17 protein-coding genes and 1 pseudogene are annotated in these 19,697 nt (G+C 66.9%); 9 read left to right on the top strand and 9 right to left on the bottom strand.

The window, feature by feature from the left end:
- Positions 1 to 3: 3 nt before the first annotated feature.
- Together AC5Y6Y_RS23680 and mbtG are read right to left on the bottom strand one after the other, a co-directional pair.
- Positions 4 to 219 carry an MbtH family protein gene (locus tag AC5Y6Y_RS23680; RefSeq protein WP_463824797.1) on the bottom strand — a complete coding sequence of 72 codons (216 nt, stop codon included), beginning with the start codon at positions 217 to 219 and terminating at the stop codon, positions 4 to 6.
- On the bottom strand, positions 200 to 1,489 hold the full coding sequence (gene mbtG / locus AC5Y6Y_RS23675) for an NADPH-dependent L-lysine N(6)-monooxygenase MbtG (protein ID WP_499930523.1): 1,290 nt from the start codon (positions 1,487 to 1,489) through the stop codon (positions 200 to 202). Before mbtG ends, AC5Y6Y_RS23680 begins: the two co-directional genes overlap by 20 nt.
- Positions 1,490 to 1,679: 190 nt before the next feature.
- Between mbtG and AC5Y6Y_RS23670 the strand changes: the two genes are divergently transcribed.
- The 4 genes from AC5Y6Y_RS23670 (at position 1,680) to AC5Y6Y_RS23655 (ending at position 7,435) form a co-directional block, all read left to right on the top strand.
- The gene (locus AC5Y6Y_RS23670; RefSeq protein WP_499930521.1) at positions 1,680 to 3,326 is read left to right on the top strand and encodes a (2,3-dihydroxybenzoyl)adenylate synthase; all 1,647 of its coding nucleotides are present in this window, start codon (positions 1,680 to 1,682) and stop codon (positions 3,324 to 3,326) included.
- A gap of 81 nt (positions 3,327 to 3,407) precedes the next feature.
- Positions 3,408 to 5,309, top strand: coding sequence for a PE family protein (locus AC5Y6Y_RS23665; protein WP_499930519.1), 1,902 nt, complete (start codon positions 3,408 to 3,410; stop codon positions 5,307 to 5,309).
- Between the two features lie 241 nt (positions 5,310 to 5,550).
- On the top strand, positions 5,551 to 6,408 hold the full coding sequence (locus AC5Y6Y_RS23660) for an SDR family NAD(P)-dependent oxidoreductase (RefSeq protein WP_499930517.1): 858 nt from the start codon (positions 5,551 to 5,553) through the stop codon (positions 6,406 to 6,408).
- A gap of 109 nt (positions 6,409 to 6,517) precedes the next feature.
- Positions 6,518 to 7,435 (top strand): MerR family transcriptional regulator, encoded by a 918-nt coding sequence (locus AC5Y6Y_RS23655; RefSeq protein WP_463824941.1) that lies wholly within the window; start codon positions 6,518 to 6,520, stop codon positions 7,433 to 7,435.
- A gap of 7 nt (positions 7,436 to 7,442) precedes the next feature.
- On the opposite strand, the gene AC5Y6Y_RS23650 is transcribed toward AC5Y6Y_RS23655, so the two are convergent.
- Positions 7,443 to 8,792, bottom strand: a complete 1,350-nt coding sequence (locus AC5Y6Y_RS23650) for a salicylate synthase (RefSeq protein ID WP_463824802.1) — start codon at positions 8,790 to 8,792, stop codon at positions 7,443 to 7,445.
- A gap of 409 nt (positions 8,793 to 9,201) precedes the next feature.
- Here AC5Y6Y_RS23650 and AC5Y6Y_RS23645 point away from each other — a divergent pair, with 409 nt between their 5' ends.
- Positions 9,202 to 10,425 carry a sodium-dependent bicarbonate transport family permease gene (locus AC5Y6Y_RS23645; RefSeq protein ID WP_499927702.1) on the top strand — a complete coding sequence of 408 codons (1,224 nt, stop codon included), beginning with the start codon at positions 9,202 to 9,204 and terminating at the stop codon, positions 10,423 to 10,425.
- 6 nt (positions 10,426 to 10,431) lie between these two features.
- Here AC5Y6Y_RS23645 and hemW read toward each other — a convergent pair whose 3' ends face one another.
- Complete coding sequence (gene hemW / locus AC5Y6Y_RS23640; RefSeq protein ID WP_499930515.1) at positions 10,432 to 11,604, bottom strand: radical SAM family heme chaperone HemW; 1,173 nt, start codon at positions 11,602 to 11,604, stop codon at positions 10,432 to 10,434.
- A 149-nt stretch (positions 11,605 to 11,753) separates the two neighbouring features.
- Here hemW and AC5Y6Y_RS23635 point away from each other — a divergent pair, with 149 nt between their 5' ends.
- The 4 genes from AC5Y6Y_RS23635 to AC5Y6Y_RS23620 all read left to right on the top strand — a co-directional run bounded on the left by AC5Y6Y_RS23635 (position 11,754) and on the right by AC5Y6Y_RS23620 (position 15,086).
- Positions 11,754 to 11,855 (top strand): Ms4527A family Cys-rich leader peptide, encoded by a 102-nt coding sequence (locus tag AC5Y6Y_RS23635; protein ID WP_463824805.1) that lies wholly within the window; start codon positions 11,754 to 11,756, stop codon positions 11,853 to 11,855.
- A 113-nt stretch (positions 11,856 to 11,968) separates the two neighbouring features.
- Positions 11,969 to 13,639, top strand: a complete 1,671-nt coding sequence (locus tag AC5Y6Y_RS23630; RefSeq protein WP_499930513.1) for a nitrite/sulfite reductase — start codon at positions 11,969 to 11,971, stop codon at positions 13,637 to 13,639.
- Entirely contained in the window at positions 13,636 to 14,376 is a 741-nt protein-coding gene (locus tag AC5Y6Y_RS23625) for a phosphoadenylyl-sulfate reductase (protein ID WP_463824807.1), read from the top strand. Before AC5Y6Y_RS23630 ends, AC5Y6Y_RS23625 begins: the two co-directional genes overlap by 4 nt.
- The gene (locus tag AC5Y6Y_RS23620; RefSeq protein WP_499930511.1) at positions 14,355 to 15,086 is read left to right on the top strand and encodes a sirohydrochlorin chelatase; all 732 of its coding nucleotides are present in this window, start codon (positions 14,355 to 14,357) and stop codon (positions 15,084 to 15,086) included. Before AC5Y6Y_RS23625 ends, AC5Y6Y_RS23620 begins: the two co-directional genes overlap by 22 nt.
- Before the next feature lie 130 nt (positions 15,087 to 15,216).
- On the opposite strand, the gene AC5Y6Y_RS23615 is transcribed toward AC5Y6Y_RS23620, so the two are convergent.
- From AC5Y6Y_RS23615 to AC5Y6Y_RS23595, 5 genes and pseudogenes are all read right to left on the bottom strand, one after another.
- Positions 15,217 to 16,284, bottom strand: coding sequence for a sulfate/molybdate ABC transporter ATP-binding protein (locus AC5Y6Y_RS23615; protein ID WP_499930509.1), 1,068 nt, complete (start codon positions 16,282 to 16,284; stop codon positions 15,217 to 15,219).
- A gap of 21 nt (positions 16,285 to 16,305) precedes the next feature.
- Positions 16,306 to 17,118 carry a sulfate ABC transporter permease subunit CysW gene (cysW, locus tag AC5Y6Y_RS23610; protein ID WP_499927693.1) on the bottom strand — a complete coding sequence of 271 codons (813 nt, stop codon included), beginning with the start codon at positions 17,116 to 17,118 and terminating at the stop codon, positions 16,306 to 16,308.
- Positions 17,115 to 17,940: pseudogene (gene cysT, locus AC5Y6Y_RS23605) on the bottom strand (sulfate ABC transporter permease subunit CysT); the annotation flags it as partial. The gene cysW and the pseudogene cysT, both read right to left, overlap by 4 nt.
- A 55-nt stretch (positions 17,941 to 17,995) precedes the next feature.
- The gene (locus AC5Y6Y_RS23600; RefSeq protein WP_463824811.1) at positions 17,996 to 19,033 is read right to left on the bottom strand and encodes a sulfate ABC transporter substrate-binding protein; all 1,038 of its coding nucleotides are present in this window, start codon (positions 19,031 to 19,033) and stop codon (positions 17,996 to 17,998) included.
- A 352-nt stretch (positions 19,034 to 19,385) separates the two neighbouring features.
- Positions 19,386 to 19,589 (bottom strand): hypothetical protein, encoded by a 204-nt coding sequence (locus AC5Y6Y_RS23595; RefSeq protein WP_463824812.1) that lies wholly within the window; start codon positions 19,587 to 19,589, stop codon positions 19,386 to 19,388.
- Between the last annotated feature and the right edge of the window lie 108 nt (positions 19,590 to 19,697).

Here is a 19,697-nt window from a genome sequence, read left to right as displayed (position 1 = left end):
GTCTCAGTCCTGGGCCATCGCTTCGCGAAGTGTCCTGGGACGCATGTCGGTCCAGTTGTCCTCGACATAGGCCAGGCAGTTCGCCCGGGTGTCCGCGCCGAACACCACCTGCCATCCGGCGGGCTTCTCGATCGACGTCGGCCACAAGCTGTGCTGATCTTCGTCGTTGGTCAGCACGTAGAACGTGCCCAGCTCGTCGTCAAACGGATTGATACTCATCGCTTCTCCCACGGTCGGTCGACCGGGCGACCCCGATCTCGGCACCCAGCACCCGGTCGGAGAGCAATCCCAGACAGCTCAGATTCGGGAAACCAGGGCCTTCGTTCACACCAGACAGATTGGGCAGGAAGAACTTCGGTGTGATACCGGAGAGGGCCAGGTCGGGTCCGATGGCCTCTTCGAGGCGTTCCCCGTTGAGCGGCGCACCCACCTCCGCTTCCAGCAGGCGCACGGTGTCGGGGTGCAGTACCGGCAGGAACCAGAGCGGGTCGGCACCGGACCCGTCGATGACGAGCTCGAAACGGTGCAGTGTCTCCTGCGGTTCACCACAGTTGTCGGTGCGCAAGGTGATCCAGATCTTGTTGTCGCTGTCCACAACTCGAGCCACCCGCCCACGCATGTGCTTGATGCGTTCGTCGGCCAGCAGTGACTCCTGGACCCGCGCGGAGAACACCCCGCGATCGGTTCGGGCGATGCAATTGCGTCGTTCGGCATGGCTGAGGTTGCGCCACCCGGCGGGATCGGAAAACAGTGAATTCTCGAAGAAACCCTCGCCGCGGGTGAACAGCGTCGCCTGCGGTGAGATCGCCGTGATCGCCGAAACCCGGTGGTGGAAAAGCTCGTTGAGGATCGAGGCCGCGGTCTCGCCACCTCCGACGACGGCGACGCTGTCCGCCACGATGCGGTCGTGCTGCCCGGCGCGCTCCCAGAACTGCGCGATGGACAACACTCGCGGATCACCGGAGAGCATCGACCGCTCCGGCTGGCCCGGGCCGGTCATCATCAGCGAGTCGGCCGTCACGGTGGAATCGGCCGTGCCGATCGCCCAGCGCGATCCCGCAATGGAGATCTTGCGTACTTCGCCGGCAACGACTGTCAGGCCGGCCACTTCGGCGACCCAACGCAGGTAGCGTGCCCACGTGTCGTGCGCCGGCGCCGGCCTGCCGCGATCGATCCACCCGACGAACTGGTCCGTCGCAACCAGGTAGGACTGCCAGCTGAATCGCATCATCTGCTCGTCGATCTCGGAGTCCCGCCCCGGCACCAGGGCCGACCGGTACGGGAAGCCGACATCTTTTTCCGGACTGGTGCCCAACCGTTGCCGACCGTCTGTCCAGCCGCCGCCGGGCAACCAGTTCGCCGCCACCCCGGTGCGTTCGATCGCCACGATGTCCGGCGTGTCGATGCCCATTTCGCGCAGCACCGCCGCCTTGGCCGCCACGGCCACCGCTTTGGCGCCCGCGCCGACGATTGCCAGCGTCGAGGTCACCGCGCACCGGCCTCGGGGGCGGCCCGCAGCGCCTGGTGAGTTGTCGGCTGGCCGTGCCGGTTCGCTGACGTATCAGCGAATGACGCGCCGCCCACGACCCCACCTCCGAATTAGCTCAGGCTGCCCTAACTTTTGAGTACGCTACCTTATATTCGATGGGCTGACACGCTCACCCCAAGGGAGCTGCCGAGTGCCTACACGTCCTTTCCGTTCGTCCCAGACCAGCGCCCCGGACGGTTTCATCCCGTTTCCCCCGGACCGGGCCGCCGCGTATCGAGCGGCCGGCTACTGGTCCGGCCAGACGGTGCCTGGCCTGCTGCGCCAGGTCGCGGCGACGCGGCCCGACCACCTCGCAGTCGTCGACTCGCTCGCTGGCCATACCTACTCAGAACTGGACGAACTTGCCGACCGTGCGGCGGCCGGGTTGGCGTCGCTGGGAATCGCCCCCGGCGATCGGGTGCTTCTCGCACTGCCCAATTCGTGTCGATTCGCGGTCGCCCTGTTCGGCGTACTGCGCGCCGGTGCCATCCCGGTGATGTGTCTGCCGGGGCACCGGGCAGCGGAGCTGACTCATTTCGCCGAAGTCAGCGGCGCCGTCGGACTGATCGTCGCTGCACAGGCCGGGGATTTCGACTACCGTCCGATGGCCGAACAACTGGTCACCAGGCACCCCCGGTTGCGGCACGTCGTCGTCGACGGTGACCCCGGACCGTTCCTGTCGTGGTCGGCACTGCCGGACGGCGCTGTCCCGGACGTCGCGGTGGACACCGCGGGCCCGGCGTTGTTGCTGGTGTCCGGCGGCACCACCGGGACGCCCAAACTGATCCCCCGCACACACGACGACTACGTCTACAACGCCACCGCGAGCGCCGCGCTGTGCCGCCTGACCGAGGACGACAGGTATCTGGCGATACTGCCGGCCGCGCACAACTTTCCGCTCGCCTGCCCCGGCATCCTCGGCGCTATCAGCGTCGGCGCCACCGTCGTTTTCGGCACCGACCCCAGCCCCGAGGCCGCATTCGCCACCATCGACCGCCATAGCGTCACCGTCACCGCCTTGGTACCGGCCCTGGCCAATCTGTGGGCGCAGGCTTGCGATTGGGAACCAGTGACACCAAAGACGCTGCGGCTGCTGCAAGTTGGTGGCGCCAAGCTCGAATCCGTGGACGCTGCCGCCATTCGCGCGGCACTCACACCGGGCCTGCAGCAGGTATTCGGCATGGCCGAGGGACTGCTGAACTTCACCCGCCTCGACGACGCACCGGAGGTGCTGGAGCACACCCAGGGCCGACCGCTGAGCCCGGCCGACGAGATACGCATCGTCGATGCCGACGGCGCACCGGTCGCACCCGGCGCCGACGGTGAACTGCTGGTGCGGGGGCCCTACACCCTCAACGGCTATTTCCGTGCCGAGCGCGACAACGAGCGCAGCTTCGATCCGGACGGGTTCTACCGCAGCGGCGACCTGGTCCGGTTGCGCGACGACGGCAACCTGGTGGTCACCGGCCGGGTCAAGGATGTCATCTGCCGCGCCGGTGAGACGATCTCCGCCCGGGACCTCGAAGAGCATCTGTTGGGCCACCCGTCGGTCCGGTCGGTCGCCGCTGTGCCGGTACCTGACGCCGGTCTTGGTGAAAAGATCTGTGCTGCTGTGGTTTTCGCCGGTAAACCGGTGACGATCACGGAGTTGAACTCCTACCTGGACCAGCGCGGTGCGGCTACCCACGTCCGCCTCGACCAACTGGTCGCGTTGCCGACGCTGCCTACCACCCCGATCGGCAAGGTCGATAAGAAAGCGATCGTCGCGCAAGTCTGCGGTCAAGCGGAACAGCCGTGACTTTCGCCATGAATTTCCGCCTCATCTGACACCGATCCAATTAGGATCCCCGGTAACGCCTACCGAAAAAGGGGACAGTCGATGACGTTTGTGATGGTGGCACCCGAGATAGTGGCAACGGCGGCAACGGAATTAGCCGGCATCGGCGCCTCCATCGACGCAGCCGGCGCCGCCGCGGCGGCGCCCACCACCAATGTTCTGGCCGCGGCCCGGGACGAGATATCGGAGGCCGTTGCCGCGCTGTTCGGCTCCCACGCGCGACAGTTCCAGGCACTGAACACTCAATTGGCGGCATCGCAGGAGCAGTTTGCCCGCCTGCTGGCCGCGACGACGGTCAGCTACGCGCAGGCAGAAGCCGCCGGTGCGGCGCCGTTGCAAGAACTGCTGAACCTCATCAACGCACCGACCCAGGCACTGCTGGGCCGTCCGCTGATCGGTGACGGGACGGCCGGGCTGCCCGGCCAGGACGGCGGGGCCGGCGGGTTGCTGTACGGCAACGGTGGTCAGGGCGGGACTGCCGTCGCCGGGCATGCGGGGGGCAACGGCGGGGCGGCCGGCTTGATCGGTAACGGTGGCGCCGGCGGGGCGGGGATCCCAGGCCAGGCCGGTGGCGCCGGCGGTGCCGGCGGCTGGCTGTACGGCAACGGCGGCCTCGGAGGCGCCGGCGGGGCAGGGGCGGCCGGAGGCAACGGCGGCGCCGGCGGCTGGTTGTTCGGCAACGGAGGCAGGGGTGGCGACGGTGGCAACGCCACGGCAGCCGGACTCGACGGAGGCGACGGTGGTAGCGGCGGGACCGCGGGGTACCTGTCCGGCAACGGTGGTGCGGGCGGAAAGGGCGGGGCGGGTGCGCAGGGCGCGCCGGGCGTCAACGCCACTGCGCTGAATCCGTCCGACTATGCCGACAGCGGCATCCCCGGCAAGGGCGGGAACCCTGTCGGCAGTCCCGGCACCACCGGCGCCGACGGCGCCACCCCCACGCAGGCCGGCGGCCAGGGTGGTGCCGGCGGTGAGGGCAGCGCGAACACAGGCGCCGCCGGCACCGGGGGCCACGGCGGTCACGGCGGTAACGGCGGCACCGATGCGGTGGCCGGCACGGTGGGCGGTCTGGGTGGCAGCGGTGGCGACGCCGTCGGTGGCGCCTCGTCCGGACCCGGTAACTCCGGCGGTACCGGCACCGGTGGTATCGGCGGCACCGGCGGCACCGGCGGCACGGGCGCAGCTGGCGGTGACGGCGGAACAGGTGGAATCGGATACGGCGGTTTGGGTGCGGGACCGGGCGGCCCCGCTGGCCTCGGCCAAGGCGGCAAGGGCGGCCTGGGCGGAACGGGCGGGATCAGTGGCGGGACCGGGGGAACCGGCGGGATGGGCGGGACAGGCTACGGCGGTGCCAACAGCGGCAACGTGATCGGTGGGTTCGGCGGCAACGGTGGCGACGGTGGCACCGGGGGGATCGGCGCATCCGGTGGCGCGGGCGGCCAGGGCGGCAGCGGTGGCGCCGGCGGTCGAGGCGGACTGCTGTTCGGGACCGGTGGTGACGGCGGCCTGGGCGGGGCCGGCGGGTCCGGCGGTCAGGGCGCTGTAGGAGGAGACGGCGGCAAAGGTGGTCAGGGCGGCACCGGCGTGGGCTCTATCAGTAAGGACAGCGGCAGCGGCAGTGGCAGCGGCGGCAACGGCGGCACCGGCGGTGACGGTGGCACCGGTGGTGACGGCGGCCAGGGCGGTAGTGGGGGGAACGGCGGCAACGCCGGCGCGGGCGGTTTGTTCGGTTCGGCCGGTAGTCCGGGCGGCGGAGGTGGCGGTGCGGCCGGTGGCGGCGGGGGTGCCGGCGGTGGCTACGGCGCGGGCGGGAACCCAGGTGCCGGTATAGGAACCAATGGCGGCTTCAATATTCCGGGGCAAGCTGGTGCGCACGGCCTGCACCAGGGCGCGGTCGGCGCCGACGGCGCCGATGGATTCGACGGCTCGTCCGGGCGTCCTGCCTAGACGTCAGGTCGCCACCCACGCAACGTATTCCGAAGTAGTCGGACACCTGGGTGCAGCGTGTTTCCGAATGGATCGGCCAGAATCTGCCATTGACTAATGTCACCATTTGATATTGACTCCGTGACATGAACGACGGCGCTCCGAGGTGCGGGACACTGCGCTCGTGCGGTGCGATCGCGGTCAGCTACGTTCGATTCCCCGGGGACTCACCCCGGCCAAGCACAGTGGCAGAGGCGGTTTGATGTTTGGTCCCCTGGACAAGCTCCTGAACAGGAAATGCACCAGCCGCGATGCGCTGGCGGTCGTCACCGGTGCCGGCAGCGGCATCGGCGCCGCCTTCGCCGTCGAACTCGCTCGCCGGGGCGGCGCAGTGGCGTGCAGCGACATCGACCTGGAAGCCGCCCAACAAACCGTCGACGCGCTCACCGACCTGGGCGCCAAAGCCGTCGCGGTGCGCTGTGATGTCTCGGTATTCGACGAGGTCGTCGCCCTGGCCAAGGAGGCACAAGCGTGGTTCGGGGCACCGCCGACTCTGGTGATCAACAACGCCGGCGTGGGCGCCGGCGGGGCACCCATCGGCGAGATTGCGCTCGATGACTGGACCTGGGTGCTGGGCATCAACCTCTGGGGTCCGATTCACGGTTGCCAAGTGTTCACCCCGATCCTGCGCGAGGCCGGACCCGCCCACGCGGACCGCGGCATCATCAACGTCGCGTCGGCGGCGGCGTTCGGTGCGGCTCCGGGCATGGGCGCCTACAACGTCAGTAAAGCCGGGGTGCTCTCCCTGTCGGAAACGCTGGCGGCCGAATTGTCAGGCAGCGCAGTCAAAGTCACTGTGTTGTGTCCCACCTTCGTCAAGACCAACATCGTCGGCTCCGGTCGCATCAGTGAAGAGTCCAGCCAGCTGGCCACCAAGCTGATGAGCTGGACCGGCTACACCGCGGAGAAAGTCGCGCGCGTCTGTCTGGACGCCCACGATCGCGGCGACCTCTACTGCATGCCACAACTGGAGGCCAAGATCGGTTGGAATATCAAACGGCTGGCGCCGGGCGCATATACGCGCACGGCCGGTCTGATATCGCGGGTGGCCAGCCGCTGATACAAGCGGCGGAAGGGAAATCCGGTGGACCCGAACAAGCTAGCTATGCACACGTGACGCTGACGGTGCGTCGCTCACGTCGTTGCCGGACAACGTAACCGGGGATCTGTTGGCAACGCAACGGCCGGCACGACCTGAACCGGGCACGATCGCCGGGGTGCTCTACAACCTGCGGCGCGCTCCGCACCGCGTGCGCCGGCAATCGCGTGACTTCGTCGAGGCGGCCGTCGCCCAGCTCTTCGACGCCGCGGTCGGGCATCCCTCCGGAATCGGAACGTCCGGGGAGTACCGGATCGACGAGTTGGCGCGGCTGGCCGGTACCACCACCCGCAACATCCGGGTGTACCGCGACCGCGACCTGTTGCCGCCGCCGTTGCGCGTCGGGCGGATAGCACTGTTCAACGACACCCACCTCACCCGGCTCCGACTCATCACCTCGATGCTCGACCGCGGCTACAACATCGCCCATGTGCGCGAGATGCTCAGCGCCTGGGAGGAGGGCAAAAACCTCGGCGACGTGCTCGGACTGGAATCGGCCATCGTAGGCACCTGGACCACCGAGCGGCCACAGACCATGTCACTGGCCGCGGCGCGCGAACTCGTCGGTGACGCAGGCGCTTTCGATCGAATGGTCGGGTTGCAGGTGATCCGAGTGGACGGCGATCAGGCCACCATCACCCGGCCCAAGCTGATCGACGCCTTCAACGAAGTGCGCGGCTACGGCGTGAGCGCGGACAAACTCATCGACCTGCACGAGCAGATTCTGCCGAAGATCGACGAAATCAGTGACCTGCTGGTGCAGGCCGGTTTCGAGCACGTCGCCAACCGCATCAAGCCCGGCGAAGCGCTGCCCGCCGACGCCGAAGTCGCCGAGTTGATCACCATGCTGGTCCGATTCCGCACGCAGGCGGTCGCGACTGTCACCGCAACGCTGGCGTCGTCCATCGAGTCGACCATCGAATCTCTGGTCAGCCAGCTGCTCGCGGATTACCTCAAGCAACCCGCCGAATTCGAGCAGCCACACTGATGTCAGGTCAACGGCGTTCGACCAGATAGGGCGCCAACGTCGACAACTTCTCGCAGGTCTCCTCGAACTCCCGCTCGGGGTCGGACGCCTCGATGATGCCTGCGCCGGCCCGCAGCCAGGTGCGGCCGTCACGTTCGTAAGCCGCCCGCAGCGCCAGCGCCGCATCGAGCCCGCCGTCGGCCGAGAACATCACCACCGCACCGGAATACAATCCACGAGCCTCGTCCAGGCGCAGGATTGCTTCCACGCCACCCGCTTTCGGGATACCCGAGGCGGTGACCGCCGGGAAGAGCGCTTCCAGCGCATCCATCCGGTCGCTGGCCGGGTCCAGGCGCCCGGTCACTGTCGAGCCGAGGTGCTGCACACTGCCGCGTTCGCGCACCGCCATGAAGTCGATGACGGCCGCGGTCCCCGGCTCGGCGATCTCGGCGACCTCCTGAAGCGAGGTGCGGACCGAAATGGCATGCTCGACAATCTCTTTGGAGTTCGACTCCAAATCGTACCGTGCCTGCAGGTCGTGTGCGGGTCCGCGACCGAGGGCACGGGTGCCGGCCAGCGGCTCGGTGACCACCACACCGTCGGGCGCAACGGCAGCGACGAGTTCGGGGCTGTAGCCCAACGCGCGAGTACCGGCAAGCCGCAACAGAAACGAGCGCACCGGCGTGTTGTGGCGTCGGCCCAGCCGGTAGGTCTCGGGGAAGTCGAGCGCGAACGGCACTTCCAGGCAGCGGGACAGGATCACCTTGTCGTAGCGCCCCGACGCGATCTCGCCGACCGCGCGACTCACCCGCTCGCGGTAGGCAGAAGGGTCATCGGACAGTTGGACCGCCCGGGTCGGCGGCTCGCGGCGCGGACCCGCGCTGAGCAACCGGTGCACCGCCGCCCGTTCGTCCGGCCCCGCACCATGGAGTCGGATCTCGTCTCGAGCCAGCACGATGCGGGTCCTCGGCCAGAAGACCCGGGCAAGCGGGGTGTGCGGGGCCAGTCGCTGCTGCAGCCCGAAACGGTAGACGCCGAATTCGAAGGCCACCCAGCCGAAGAGTTGGTCGGTCTCCAGCAACAGCCGGTCGACGGCTTCGCCCAGCACCGCGCCGGGACGTCCGGTCCACTGTTGTCGCTGCGTCACGCCGTCGCGGATGACCCGCAGTTCGTCGCTGTCCAGCTCCACCATCGCCTGCACACCGCAGGCCAGCACCCACTGCCCGTCCTGCTCGTAGAGCAGGTACTGCTCCCCGGTCGGCTCGATGAGCTCGGCGACGAGCCCGGCCGCCAGGTCGGCGGGATCAATGTCCGGGGGTAACGGTATGGCCAGTGATGCAGTGCTGGCAGAATTCGTCTCGACGCTGGCCTCCATCACGCAAGTAAATGTAGCCTAACCTATGCCCTGGGCGCGCGCCGCCCCGACGGTGCTACCTCCCGTTGTGGTTGGCAGGCACACCCATCATCAGAGCACCGATCATCTGTGACGGCACGAAGGTCGCGACACTCGCACTCCCAGTGAGTTGACAGCACATTCGTACGTCACCCACACCGCCGTGAAACACAACGCGTCAGCCAGCGCAGTTGCCCGATGCGATCGTTACCAGCGCGTTTCGCGGGCGGCGTAATCGTCAAATATTGCCCCAGCCAGCGTCTTTCAATCCGTTGGTGAGTGGCAGCCACACCGGAGCCCGGCTAGATTCTCAGCGTCAACTCGGATGTAGTTGGTCGCCGCGAAAGCTCCGCGGTCAGTACTTCCTTGTCTCGCCCGCCCCTCGGAGGTGCTCATGCTGCACGAGTTCTGGGACAACTTCACGCACAACTTGTTCAAGCCACTGTTGTTGTTCTTCTACTTCGGCTTCCTGATCCCGATCCTCAAAGTCCGGTTCGAGTTCCCCTATGTCCTCTACCAGGGCCTCACGCTGTACCTGCTGCTGGCCATCGGCTGGCACGGCGGTGAAGAACTCGCGCAGATCAACACCGCCAGCATCGGGGCCGTGGTGGGTTTCATGGCCTTGGGTTTCGTGCTGAACTTCGCCATCGGCGGGTTGGCCTACCTGATGCTGAGCCGTCTGAAGTCCTTGCGACGAATTGATATGGCCACCGTCGCCGGCTACTACGGATCGGACTCGGCAGGAACATTCGCGACCTGTGTAGCGGTTCTGACCGCCACGAACATCGCCTTCAACGCCTACATGCCCGTGATGCTGGCGGTCATGGAGATCCCCGGATGCCTGGCCGCGCTGTTTTTCGTTGCGCGGCTGCGGCATAACGGACTCGACGCGGCGGGGAACATGCCCGGCGAGCCCGGGTACACGCTCAAAGCGGGGATCGGCCCCGGCACCGCCGCCCGCCCGGCGCCGGGCGACAGCCTGAACCTGGAAAGCGAACTCGCAGCCGAACGGGCAACAGCACTCGAACAAATCGACCACCCGGGCCGGGAGGAAAAGCAGTCCGCACCGGGTCCGTCGGGCAAGCGCATCCTGACCCGCGAGCTTCTCCAAGAGGTATTCCTCAACCCGGGACTCGTGCTGCTGATCGGCGGCATCGTCATCGGTCTGATCAGCGGGCTGCAGGGACAGAAGGTCGTCGCCGACGATGACAGGTTCTTCGTGCTGGCCTTCCAGGGCGTGCTCTGCCTGTTCCTGCTGGAAATGGGTATGACGGCAGCACGCAAACTCAAGGACCTCCGGCAGGCCGGCCCGGGCTTCATCCTGTTCGGCCTGTTGGCCCCCAATGTCTTTGCGACACTGGGGATTATCGTCGCTTGCAGCTATGCGTCCCTGACCCACACCGACTTCAAGGCCGGAACCTACGTGTTGTTCGCGGTGCTGTGCGGCGCGGCGTCCTACATCGCAGTGCCGGCCGTGCAGCGCCTGGCGATCCCCGAAGCCAGTCCGACGCTGCCGTTGGCCGCGTCACTGGGGTTGACGTTCTCCTACAACGTGACGATCGGGATTCCGCTGTACATCGAGATCGCCCGCGCCTTCCAGCACCTGTTCGGCGTCTAGGGGCGGTCAGTCCAGCAGGGTCCGCACCACCGCGTCGGCAAGCAACCGCCCCCGGTCGGTCAGGACCAGATTCGCGCCGTCCCGCACCAACAACCCGTCCGACACCGCGACGTCGGCGCGCAGGCGTTCGGCCGGTCCGAGCCGGTCCAGCGGCAGCCCCTGACGCAACCGGATCTGCAACATCACCTCTTCGGTGTGCAGAGCGGCCGCGTCCAGCTCCTCGAAGTCGGCCACCGGCAATGCCCCGCCGGCGAGCATTTCACCATAAGCGTTGGGATGCTTGACATTCCACCACCGCGTTGCACCCAGGTAACCGTGTGCGCCCGGTCCCGCGCCCCACCACTGGCCACCGCTCCAATAACCGAGATTGTGCCGGCACTCACCACCGGGCCGGGACCAGTTCGACACCTCGTACCAGGCCAACCCGGCAGCGTTCAGCCGTGCGTCGACCAGCTCATAGCGGTGCGCCAGCACGTCGTTGTCGGGCGCGGCCAGCTCCCCACTGCGGACCCGGCGGGCCATCGCGGTGCCCTCCTCGACCACCAGCGCGTACGCGGACACGTGATCCACGCCGGTGTCGATCGCCGTGTCCATCGAGCGGAGCAGATCGTCGTCGGTCTCACCCGGGGTGCCGTAGATGAGGTCCAGGCTGACGTGTTCGAAGCCCAGCGCCAGTGCCTCGCGCGCCGCAGCGGCCGAGCGGTTGGGTGTGTGCACCCGGTCGAGCACCCCCAATACCTGCGGAACCACCGACTGCATGCCCAGCGACACCCGGTTGTAGCCGGCCGCCCGGATCTCTTCGAAGAATTCCGGCCAGGTCGACTCCGGGTTGGCCTCGGTGGTGATCTCGGCGTCCGGCGCCAGCGTGAAATGCTCGCGCACCATGCTCAACAGGCTGGTCAGACGTGCACCGCCCAGCAGCGAGGGCGTCCCGCCGCCGACGAACACCGTGTCGACCGTCACCTCCGGCAGCCGGGCCGCCGCCAGTTCGAGCTCGGTACGTAGCGCCGCGAGCCACGCATCCGGGTTGACCCCGCCCAGTTCGGCCGGCGTGTAGGTGTTGAAGTCGCAGTAGCCGCACCGGGTGATGCAGAACGGAACGTGCAGGTAGAGCCCGAACGGACGCCCCGCAACGGGCTGGGTGGCCGGCAGTTCTGCCGGCGCGGCGCGAGAAGCCATGCCAAATCTTGACACGGCGGCGCAGCTCGGGCGTTAATCCCAGCTCAATCCAGGTTTTCCTGATCTGAACACCCAGGTTGCGACGTGGTTTTAATCACCGTGAAATCAAATTTGTCCTGGTGGCACGGCGGGTCCCAATTCATGGCAGAATGGCACCCGTGTCCGCCGCCAACTCGAGCCTGCGTGTAGCGCTGGTAGCGCGGCGGCATATCGACCTCAAGCGCGTTTGCAGCTGTTGCTGTCAGCCTTGACGTCGTAGACCCAGCCCACCCGTACCACCTGCCTGGCTGCCGGATCTGCGCCGCCGGAATCTTCGGTGAGCTGCGCGTGTTCCAGTCGGCATGTCCGCGAAGGAGATCCCCGCATGACCACAGCACGTCCCGCCAAGGCCCCCCGCAACGAGGGTCAGTGGGCGCTGGGTAATCGCGAGCCGCTCAATCCCAACGAAGAGATGAAGCAGGCCGGCGCGCCGCTGGACGTGCGGGAGCGCATCGAGACCATCTACGCCAAAGAGGGCTTCGACAGCATCGACATCAGCGATCTGCGGGGCCGTTTTCGCTGGTGGGGGCTCTACACCCAGCGCGAACAGGGCTACGACGGCTCCTATACCGGCGACGACAACATGGACATGCTCGAGGCCCGGTACTTCATGATGCGGGTGCGCTGCGACGGGGGCGCCCTGTCGACGGCCGCGCTGCGCACGCTGGGCCAGATTTCGACCGAGTTCGCCCGCGACACCGCCGACATTTCCGACCGCGAGAACATCCAGTACCACTGGATCGAGGTGGAGAACGTCCCGGAGATCTGGCGGCGCCTGGACGAGGTCGGGCTGAAGACCACTGAGGCGTGCGGCGACTGCCCCCGGGTGATTCTGGGCTCACCGCTGGCCGGCGAGTCACTGGACGAGGTGCTCGACCCGACATGGGCGATCGAAGAGATCGCGCGCCGCTACATCGGCCAGCCCGAGTACGCCGACCTGCCGCGCAAGTACAAGACCGCCATCTCCGGGCTGCAGGATGTGGTGCACGAGGTCAATGACATCTCGTTCATCGGTGTCAACCACCCCGAGCACGGGCCAGGCCTGGACCTGTGGGTGGGCGGCGGCCTGTCCACCAATCCGATGCTGGGTCAGCGGGTGGGCGCCTGGGTGCCGCTGCAGGAGGTGCCCGAAGTATGGGAAGCGGTGACATCGATCTTCCGCGACTACGGCTACCGGCGGATGCGGGCCAAGGCGCGGTTGAAGTTCCTGATCAAGGACTGGGGCATCGACAAGTTCCGGGAGGTTCTCGAGACCGAGTACCTCAAGCGCCCACTGATCGACGGCCCGGCCCCCGAACCGGTGCCGCACCCGATCGACCACGTCGGCGTGCAACGAACCAAGAACGGGCTCAACGCCATTGGCGCCTCTCCGATCGCCGGGCGGGTCTCGGGCACCATCCTGACGGCGGTCGCCGATCTGGCCGAGCGTGCCGGGTCCAACCGCGTCCGGTTCACCCCCTACCAGAAGCTGGTCATCCTCGACATCCCCGACGACAAGGTCGACGAGACGATCGCCGGTCTCGAGAAGCTCGATCTGCAGACCCGGCCGTCCCATTGGCGCCGTAACCTCATGGCGTGCACCGGTATTGAGTACTGCAAGTTGTCGTTCGCCGAGACCCGGGTGCGGGCGCAGACGCTGGCCCCGGAACTGGAAGCACGACTGGACGACGTCAACTCCCAGCTCGACGTGCCGATCACCATCAACATCAACGGCTGCCCCAACTCGTGTGCCCGAATTCAGGTCGCCGACATCGGTTTCAAGGGTCAGATGGTCGACGACGGCGACGGCAACCCGGTCGAGGGTTTCCAAGTGCATCTGGGCGGCAGTCTGGGACTGGACAGCGGGTTCGGGCGAAAGTTGCGGCAGCACAAGGTGACCAGCGCGGAGCTGGGTGACTACATCGACCGGGTGACGCGCAACTTCCTCAAGCATCGCAACGACGGTGAACGGTTCGCCCAGTGGGCCATTCGGGCCGAGGAGGACGACCTGCGATGACGGAGGCCACCAAGCGGACCGAGGATGAACTGCGCAGGGTGGCGGCGCGCGGAGCGGCCGAGCTCGAGGGCGCCAACGCCACCGAACTGCTGCAGTGGACCGAGGAAAACTTCGGCGGAGTCAACGGACCACGCGGAGGGGCCACCTGCCAGTACGTGGTGGCCTCCAACATGCAGGACGCCGTGCTGGTCGATCTGGCCGCCAAGGTCCGGCCCGGCGTGCCGGTGCTTTTCCTGGACACCGGATATCACTTCGTGGAGACCATCGGCACCCGCGACGCGATCGAATCCGTCTACGACATCCGCGTCCTGAATGTCTCCGCCGAGCACTCGGTGCCCGAGCAGGACAAGCTGTATGGCAAAGATCTGTTCGCCCGCGACCCTGGTGAATGCTGCCGGATGCGCAAGGTGGTCCCGCTCGGTAAGTCGCTGCGCGGCTACTCCGCCTGGGTGACCGGCATCCGTCGAGTCGAGGCGCCGACCCGCGCCAACGCCCCGCTGATCAGCTTTGACGAAGCATTCAAGCTGGTGAAGATCAATCCGCTGGCGGCCTGGTCGGACCAGGACATGCAGGACTACATCGACGAGCACGACGTGTTGGTCAATCCCCTTGTCTACGAAGGCTATCCGTCGATCGGTTGCGCTCCCTGCACGGCCAAACCGGTGGCGGGCGCCGACCCGCGCAGCGGACGCTGGCAGGGGCTGGCCAAGACCGAATGCGGGCTGCACGCGTCGTGACCACCCTTGTACTGACCGCGCACGGCAGCGCCGACCCGCGATCGGCGGCCAACGCGCGCGCCGTCGCGGGACGGCTGACCCGGCTGCGGCCCTTGCTCGACGTCCGAGTCGCGTTCTGCGAGCACAACACTCCCGGCTTGATCGACGTGCTCAACTCCTGCCCGCAGGACGCGATCGTCACTCCCCTGCTGCTGGCCGATGCGTACCACGCGCGGGTGGACATTCCAGCCCAGATCGCGTCCAGCGCTGTCGGTGACCGGGTACGCCAAGCCGGCGTGCTCGGCGAAGACGACAGGCTGGTGTCGGTGCTGCGCCAGCGGATCGCGGAGCTGGGGGTATCTCGACTCGACCCTGCCGTCGGCGTGCTCGTGGTGGCCATCGGCTCGTCGAACGCGGCGGCGAATGCTCGCACCGCCCAGGTGGCACCCAAGCTGATGGCAGGAACCCGTTGGGCCGCAGCGCAAACCGCGTTTGCCACTCGCCCGGAACTGCCGATGGCCGAATCGCTGGCAGGATTGCGGCGCCGCGGTGCACAGCGGGTCGTCATCGCGCCGTGGTTCCTGGCGCCGGGGCGCATCCCGGATCGGGTCGAGCGCTTCGCACACGATGCCGGTGTCCAGATGGCGGCGCCGTTGGGGGCGCACCGGCTGGTCGCTGCCACCGTGCTGGATCGCTTCGATCAAGCCGCGGCGCAGCGCGTCGCAGCCTGATCGGGTAGTCCCTGGCGGAGCTCGAGCCTGCACTGGTGGCGCCGAGCCTGCACTCAGGCCGTCCTGAAGCCCAGAATCCCGCCCTCACTACAGGCTCGGCGAGGTAGTCGACCGTGGCCGGGCCGATGCTCTACGCCGAGGCGAGCTCCTTGTCGTCCTCGTCGTCAACCGCCGCGTCGACGATCGGCGGCACCCGGGTGGCGCGCACGTAGACCGTGTCGCCCTCTCTCAGCGCCAGCGCCTCGGCGTCACCACGGGTGATCTGCGCGGTGAACGGCCCGCCGCTCGCCGCGCTGGTCAGCTCGACGCGGACCTCGAAGCCCAGCGTGACCACCCGGTCAACGGTCGCTTTCACCACGCCAATCGATTCCGCTGATCCGTCGCCGCCGGCAATCGCCATGTCGGGGTTGCGGCCCACCCGGATGTCGTGCGGCCGGACAAGTGCCCCGTTCAGCGCCGACACCGCGCCCAAAAAGGACATCACGAATGCGTTCGCCGGGGTGTCGTAGACATCGGTCGGGGAACCGACCTGCTCGATGCGTCCCTTGTTGAGCACGGCAATCCGGTCGGCCACGTCCAGCGCCTCGGCCTGGTCGTGGGTGACCAGCACCGTGGTGACATGGACTTCGTCGTGCAGCCGACGCAGCCAGGTCCGCAGGTCCTCCCGCACCTTGGCGTCCAGCGCACCGAACGGCTCGTCGAGCAGCAGCACCTGCGGATCGACGGCGAGCGCCCGGGCCAGCGCCATGCGCTGACGCTGCCCGCCGGAAAGCTGGTTGGGATAACGGTTCTGGAAGCCGCTCAGGCCCACCACCTCCAACAGGTGGTCGACCTTCTCAGCGATCTCGGCCTTGGGCCGCTTGCGGATCTTCAGCCCGTAGGCGACGTTGTTGCGCACCGTCAGATGCTTGAACGCCGCGTAGTGCTGAAAGACGAACCCGATGCCGCGGCGCTGTGGCGGCACCCGGGTGACGTCGCGGCCGTCGATCGTGACGGTGCCGGAGTCCGGTTGGTCCAGGCCGGCGATGGTGCGCAGCAACGTCGACTTGCCGGAGCCACTGGGGCCCAGCAGCGCCGTCAATGAACCTTTGGGCACCACGAAGTCCACATGGTCGAGCGCGACGAAGTTGCCATAGTTCTTATAGGCGTCCCGCACCACGATCGCGTGGCCGGCCTGGTTGTCACCGGTGTTGGTCATTTTCGAATCTCCTTGTCCGGCCTACTTGATTGCCCGTGCCCGCCGCGCATCCAGCGCCACTTGGACGATGAGGACGAGCACGGCAACTGCCATCAACAGAGTCGACAACGCGTAGGCGCCGTACTCTGCGCCCCGGTTGTAGCGGTCGGAAACCAACAGCGTCAGGGTCTGCGACTGCCCCGGCAGGTTGGACGACACCATGATGACCGCACCGTACTCACCGAGGGTGCGGGCAACGGTCAGCACGATGCCGTACGTCAGGCCCCACCGGATCGATGGCAGGGTGATCCGCCAGAACGTCTGCCACCAGCTGGAACCCAATGTCGCGGCGGCCTGTTCCTGGTCGGTGCCCAGTTCGTGCAACACCGGTTCGACCTCCCGCACCACGAACGGCAGGGTGACGAAGATGCTGGCCAGCACGATGCCGGGCAGCCCGAAAATGATCTTCACCCCGAGGTCACGCTCGATGAAACCCAGTGCGCCGCTGGCGCCCCAGAGCACGATCAGGGAGACGCCCACGATCACCGGTGAGACCGCGAAGGGTAGGTCGATGATTGCCTGCAGGACACCTTTGCCGCGAAAACGGTTGCGCGCCAGCACCAATGCCGTCGGGATGCCGAACACCACGTTCAGTGGCACCACGATGGCGACCACCAACAACGACAGATTCAGTGCCGACACCGCCGCCGGGGTGCTGATCCAGTCGAAGAACTGGCCCAGGCCCGGCCGGAAGGTGCGCCACAGGATCAGCGTCACCGGAATGATCAGCAGCACCGCGATATAGGCCAGCGCGGTGTAGCGCAACAGGTAACGCACACTCCGTGATTGATTCACCGGACCGTATCCTCACGCTTTGCCGCCCGACCGCCGACGATGCGCAGCACGAGCAGCACCACGAACGAAATCGAGAGCAGCACAATCGATATTGCTGCCGCACCGGTGCGGTCGTCGTTCTCGATCAGCGTCCGAATCCACTGCGAGGACACTTCGGTCTTGCCTGGCACGGCACCGCCGATCAACACCACCGAACCGAACTCTCCGATGGCCCGGGAGAACGCCAGACCCGCTCCGGACAGCAATGCGGGCAGCAGCGAGGGCAGCACGACCGAGGTGAAGATCTTCGGGCCGTTGGCACCCAGGGATGCCGCGGCCTCCTCGACCTCCCGATCGACCTCCAGCAGCACCGGTTGGACCGCGCGCACTACGAAAGGCAAGGTGACGAAAGCCAACGCCACCCCGACGCCCCATTCGGTGTGCTGCAGATGCAGACCGACAGGGCTGTGGTTGCCGTAGAGCGCCAGCATCACCAGGCTGGCGACGATCGTCGGCAACGCGAACGGCAGATCGATGATCGCGTCCACCAACCGCTTTCCGAAGAAGTTGTCGCGCACCAGCACCCACGCGATGAGCAGGCCGAACACCGTGTTGAGCAGGGTCACTCCGATAGAAATCGTGAGGGTCACCCGCAACGACTCCAACGCGGCGTTGGAGGTGACGGCGAATTGGAAAGCCCGCCACCCCCCGCCGACCGCCTGCCAGACAATCGCGGCCAACGGCAGCAGCACGATCACCGAAAGCCACAGTGTCGCAACGCCGACGCGAAGTGACGTCGTCGGGAGACGGCCGCCGGACCGCACGGGGTCGGGGGCTTCGGCGCCGGGCTGATCGAGCTCGGGTCGGAGCGCCTCGGGGTCAGGAGTAACAGTCACGGTCATCCGGTGACCTGTGTGTAGATCTTGGTGATGAGTCCGGCGCTCTTGTCGAACAGCTTGGGATCTACCGTGCCCCAGCCGCCCAGATCGGCGATGGTCCACAGCTTGGCCGGCAGGGGGAACTCGTTGCGGAACGCCGCGGCGACGGACGGATCGACCGGTCGGAACCCGGCCTGCGCCCATAGTTGTTGCGCCGTCGCGGTGTACTGGAAGTTCTTGAACGCGGTGGCCGCCGGCAGATGCGTGCTGGCGGTGATCACCGCGATCGGATTCTCGATCTTGAAGGTCTGCGGCGGCGTGACGTATTCGACCGGCTTGCCCGCCCGGGCGGCGGCGATGGCCTCGTTCTCGTAGCTGATCAGAACGTCACCGCTGCCCTGGACGAAAACGTCGGTGGCTTCTCGCCCCGATCCCGGACGCAACTTCACGTGCTCCCGCACCAGTCGGTTGATGTAATCGATGCCCCCCTGGTTGTTGCGGCCGCCTTCGCTCTTGACGGCGTACGGCGCCAACAGATTCCACTTGGCCGATCCGGAACTGAGCGGACTCGGGGTGATGACTTCGACACCCGGACGCAACAGATCGTCCCAATCTCTGATGTTCTTCGGGTTTCCTTTGCGCACCACGAAAGTTACCAACGAGCCGAACGGAATGCCTTTGGTGGCATCGGTATTCCAGTCCTTGGAAACCTTGCCGCTTTTGATCAGCCGGGTGATGTCGGGCTCCACCGAGAAATTGACGACATCGGCCGGCTTTCCTTCACCCACCCCGCGCGACTGGTCACCGGAGGCCCCGAAGGAACTGATCACCTGCACGCCGCGGCCCTCTTCAGAAGCGTTGAAGGCCGGAATCACCTTGCTCCAACCAGGTTCGGCGACGGAATAGGCGACCAGGGTGATGCTGGATTTCGCGTTGCCGAGTCCGCCGCCGCCGACGACATCGCTGGGACCGCCGCGGCAGGCCGCGACAAGTCCGACCAGTAGCACCACCGCAACCAGACGTTGGCGGCGCGGGGCGCTCATCATGCTGTTGAACATCTACCGTTGGTGACCTTCCGGTGGGGACTTCGGTTTGCGGTCCCGGGACTGCGGATAGGCGATCAGTCAGAATCGGATAGATTCACGAACTCCATACCAGGCCGCGCACGGGGTTGGGAGTCAGCGACAACAGCGCACGCCCGCCGCGGCGTGGGCCACGGCAGAGATAACGCAACCGGACGCGACCAGGTCGCGTCGCAGAAAGCCGGCTGCTGCGTGCATGTGGCGAGCCTAACAGAGTTCGCGCCGGCGGCAATTCGGCAGCCGAATTACCGGGTGACCAGCCATGCGACGATCACCAGCAGCACCAGAGCGATTAGAACCAGCGTGACGTGCGAACGCGGCATCGAAACTATCCGCGCGTCTCGTCGGTGTGGCGCAGCCGGTGCTGCAGTTGGATTCCCCTGCCCAGCACCGCATCCAGCAACGCAGCGGTGAAGTAGGCCAGCGAGAGCACGATCGGCATCACCCCCAGCGCCTGAAGTACGAAGGGCAGCCCGGAAAGCCACAGCTCCACGCCGTCCCACCAATTCAGGAACCCGGTCACCGGGCCCACCCTAGGCGTCGTGGCCCGCGAAACCAACGCACCCACCGGCCGGGTAACACCTCGGTCGCGAAGGTGGACGACTGACCGGTGAACAGTCGATGATGTCGGGATGGTCCT

This window comes from Mycobacterium sp. NGS24 (assembly GCF_059813065.1).
Note: the sequence above shows the minus strand (reverse complement) of the source record. Positions and strands in the feature narration are given on the sequence as shown.

Coding starts and splice junctions, on each gene's coding strand:
- AC5Y6Y_RS23680 (WP_463824797.1), bottom strand. CDS start 219: ATGAGTATCAATCCGTTTGACGACGAGCTGGGCACGTTCTACGTGCTG.
- AC5Y6Y_RS23665 (WP_499930519.1), top strand. CDS start 3,408: ATGACGTTTGTGATGGTGGCACCCGAGATAGTGGCAACGGCGGCAACG.
- AC5Y6Y_RS23660 (WP_499930517.1), top strand. CDS start 5,551: ATGTTTGGTCCCCTGGACAAGCTCCTGAACAGGAAATGCACCAGCCGC.
- AC5Y6Y_RS23645 (WP_499927702.1), top strand. CDS start 9,202: ATGCTGCACGAGTTCTGGGACAACTTCACGCACAACTTGTTCAAGCCA.
- hemW (WP_499930515.1), bottom strand. CDS start 11,604: ATGGCTTCTCGCGCCGCGCCGGCAGAACTGCCGGCCACCCAGCCCGTT.
- AC5Y6Y_RS23635 (WP_463824805.1), top strand. CDS start 11,754: ATGGCACCCGTGTCCGCCGCCAACTCGAGCCTGCGTGTAGCGCTGGTA.
- AC5Y6Y_RS23630 (WP_499930513.1), top strand. CDS start 11,969: ATGACCACAGCACGTCCCGCCAAGGCCCCCCGCAACGAGGGTCAGTGG.
- AC5Y6Y_RS23625 (WP_463824807.1), top strand. CDS start 13,636: ATGACGGAGGCCACCAAGCGGACCGAGGATGAACTGCGCAGGGTGGCG.
- AC5Y6Y_RS23620 (WP_499930511.1), top strand. CDS start 14,355: ATGCGGGCTGCACGCGTCGTGACCACCCTTGTACTGACCGCGCACGGC.
- AC5Y6Y_RS23615 (WP_499930509.1), bottom strand. CDS start 16,284: ATGACCAACACCGGTGACAACCAGGCCGGCCACGCGATCGTGGTGCGG.
- AC5Y6Y_RS23600 (WP_463824811.1), bottom strand. CDS start 19,033: ATGTTCAACAGCATGATGAGCGCCCCGCGCCGCCAACGTCTGGTTGCG.